At 64.0% G+C, this 3,225-nt stretch carries 3 protein-coding genes; all 3 read right to left on the reverse strand.

What is annotated here, in order from left to right; genetic code table 11:
* Window positions 1–12: 12 nt before the first annotated feature.
* Window positions 13–1,164, reverse strand: coding sequence for a putative lipid II flippase FtsW (gene ftsW / locus EN949_RS34110; RefSeq protein WP_013530956.1), 1,152 nt, complete (start codon window positions 1,162–1,164; stop codon window positions 13–15).
* Complete coding sequence (gene murD, locus EN949_RS34115) at window positions 1,164–2,564, reverse strand: UDP-N-acetylmuramoyl-L-alanine--D-glutamate ligase (protein ID WP_127366320.1); 1,401 nt, start codon at window positions 2,562–2,564, stop codon at window positions 1,164–1,166. Before murD ends, ftsW begins: the two co-directional genes overlap by 1 nt.
* 8 nt (window positions 2,565–2,572) lie before the next feature.
* A partial coding sequence (gene mraY, locus EN949_RS34120; protein ID WP_127371950.1) for a phospho-N-acetylmuramoyl-pentapeptide-transferase occupies window positions 2,573–3,225 on the reverse strand: 653 nt, incomplete at its 5' end.

The raw sequence follows: 3,225 nt of genomic DNA on the forward strand, positions 1-3,225 counted from the left end.
CCTCTGGCCATATCACTCCGCCGGCACGGCGCGTTGCGACAGGCCAAAGCCCATCTGCTTGCGCTTTTCCGGCCGCTTGCGTGTCAGCGCCAGCACCATCCCCATCGAGATGGCGATGGCGATCTGCGAAGAGCCGCCATAAGAGATGAACGGCAGCGTCATGCCCTTGGCCGGCACAAGCTGGAGGTTGACGCACATGTTGATGACCGCCTGCAGGCCGAAGACGGTGACGAGGCCGCCGACCGCATAGCGGGTGAAATCGTCATGCTCCTTCAGCGCCGTGTTGAGGCCGCGCAGCACGATGAAGGCGAATATCGACATGATGAAGAAGCACATGATCAGTCCGAACTCTTCGCCTGCGACCGAGAAGACGAAGTCGGCATGGCTGTCGGGAATAACGCGCTTGACTGTGCCCTCACCTGGTCCGACGCCAAACCAGCCGCCATTGATCAGCGCGTCGCGTCCCATATCGACCTGGAATGTGTCGCCTTCGCCGGTAAGAAACTTGTCGATGCGCAAGGCAACGTGCGGGAACACCGTATAGGCGGCGAAAACGCCGCCGACGCCGGCGGCACCCAGCGCAACGATCCACAGCCAGGGCAGCCCGGCCATGAAAAACATGATGCCCCAGGTGCCGGTCGTCAGCATGGTCTGGCCGAGATCCGGTTGCGCCACCAGCAGCGACACGACCAGTACCAGCAGCAACATGGCGAACAGATTGCCGGGAATGTCGGGCTGGCGCTTGTGCTCAGCGAAAAGCCAGGCGCACATGATGACGAAGGCTGGTTTCAAAAATTCCGACGGCTGGATCGACAGGCCGGCAAGCGACACCCAGCGGCGTGCGCCCTTCACCTCGACGCCGATGTAGAGCACCGCCACCATCAGCACCAGCATCAGGCACAGCATGATCAGCGCCATGCGCCGGATCTGCCTGGAATCGAGGAACGACACAGCCAGCATCACGCCGAGCGCCGGTACGGTGAAGATGATCTGCCTGGTGGCGAAGTGGAAACTGTCGAGGCCGATGCGTTCGGCGACCGCCGGGCTCGCCGCGAAGGACAGCACGATACCGAGGCCCATCAGCGACAGGAACGCCGCCAGGAACCAGCGATCGATCGTCCACCACCAGGTCGCAACCGGACTTTTGTCGAGACGGCTCTGCATTATCGTGCCCCTCCGATGGGTTTCACACCCTCGATAGCATTCGCAGCTTGCCTGAAGGCTTCGCCGCGAACTTCGAAATTCTTGAACTGGTCGAAGCTGGCGCAGGCCGGCGACAGCAGCACCACCGCCTCGCCGCTGTCGTCCTTAGCCGCATCATGCGCGGCGTGCTCGACCGCCGCGGCCAGCGTGCCTGAAATCTCGTAGGGCACGGCCTCGCCCAGCGTCGCCGAAAACGCCGGCGCCGCCTCGCCGATCAGATAGGCCTTGGCGATGCGCGGGAAGAAACCGCGCAAGGGTTCGATGCCGCCTTCCTTGGGCAGGCCGCCGGCGATCCAGTAGATGCGCGCGAAGCTCGACAGCGCCGGCGCCGCAGCATCGGCATTGGTCGCCTTGGAATCGTTGATGAACAGCACATGGTCCTTGCGGCCGACCTGCTCCATGCGGTGCGCGAGGCCGGGAAAGCTTTCCAGCCCCGACTGGATCTCGCCAAGCTCCAGCCCGACCTTGAGGCAAGCGGCGACCGCAGCCAGAGCGTTCTGGGCATTGTGCTGGCCACGCAAGGAGCCGATGCCTTCGAGGAAGGCGACACGGCTGTAACGGCCGTGCACAGCTTCCATCAAATTGCTGCCATCGGCGAAATAGCCGTCGGTCAGCGGCAGGCGCTTGGAAATGCGGATGACATGCCGCCCCGCCCGCTCCAGCCGCTCGGCAATCTGCGCGCACCAGGAATCGTCGATGCCGACGATCGCCGTCTCGCTGCCGGCCACCAGCCGCTCCTTGATCGCGGCGTAGTGCTGCATGGTGCCGTGGCGGTCGAGATGATCGGGCGTCAGGTTGAGCAGGATGCCGGCCGTCGGATTGATCGAGGGCGCGAGGTCGATCTGGTAGGACGAACACTCGACGACATAGTGCCGATCGGGCTCGGGCGGATCGAGCGTCATCACCGCGCGGCCGATATTGCCGCCCATCTGGGCATCCCGTCCCGCGGCTTTCAGGATGTGCGCGGTCAGCGCGGTCGTCGTCGACTTGCCGTTGGTGCCGGTGATGGCGATGAAAGGCGCTGTCGGCGCGCTCAGCACCCGCTCGCGGCAGAAAAGCTCGATGTCGCCGATGATCTCGACGCCTGAGCCGCGCGCCAGTTCCACCGTCCAATGCGGCTTGGGATGCGTCAGCGGCACACCAGGCGACAGCACGAAGGCCGAGAATTTCGCCCAGTCGGCGCCGCGCAAATCAGCGGTCGCGATACCGGCAATGGCGGCCTTGGCCACACTGTCGGGATTGTCGTCCCAGGCCAGCACGTCCGCGCCGCCCTCGATCAGCGCGCGCGCCGTCGCGATCCCCGAGCCACCAAGCCCGAAGAGCGAAACGCGCTTGCCTGAAAAGGATGCGGCGGGGATCAAAGGGCTTCCTATCTCAGCTTGAGGGTCGACAGGCCGACCAGCGCCAGGATGACGGCGATGATCCAGAAGCGGATCACCACCTGGCTTTCGGTCCAGCCGAGCTTTTCGAAATGATGGTGGATCGGCGCCATCAGGAACACCCGCTTGCCGGTCATCTTGAAATAGCCGACCTGAATGATGACCGACAGGATTTCGACGACGAACAATCCGCCCACGATGACCAGCACGATCTCATGCTTGGTGGCGACCGCGACGGTGCCGATCAGGCCGCCCATGGCCAGCGATCCGGTGTCGCCCATGAAGATCGCCGCCGGCGGCGCGTTGAACCAGAGGAAGCCGAGGCCAGCGCCGATGACCGCGCCGAGCACGACCGCCAGTTCACCGGTGCCGGGCACGAAATGGATCTGCAGATATTCGGCGAACACGGCGTTGCCGGAGAGATAGGCGATGACGCCGAAGGAGGCAGCCGCGATCATGATCGGCACGATCGCCAGGCCGTCAAGGCCGTCGGTCAGGTTCACCGCATTGCCGGCGCCGACGATGACGAAGCAGGAGAACGGAATGAAGAACCAGCCGAGATTGACGATGAATTCCTTGGCGAAGGGAAAAGTCAGCGACGACGAGAACGGCGCCTGGCCATTGTGCATGATCACCCAGGCGG

The organism is Mesorhizobium sp. M7A.F.Ca.US.007.01.2.1, from assembly GCF_003998165.1.
Classification (GTDB): Bacteria; Pseudomonadota; Alphaproteobacteria; order Rhizobiales; family Rhizobiaceae; genus Mesorhizobium; species Mesorhizobium ciceri.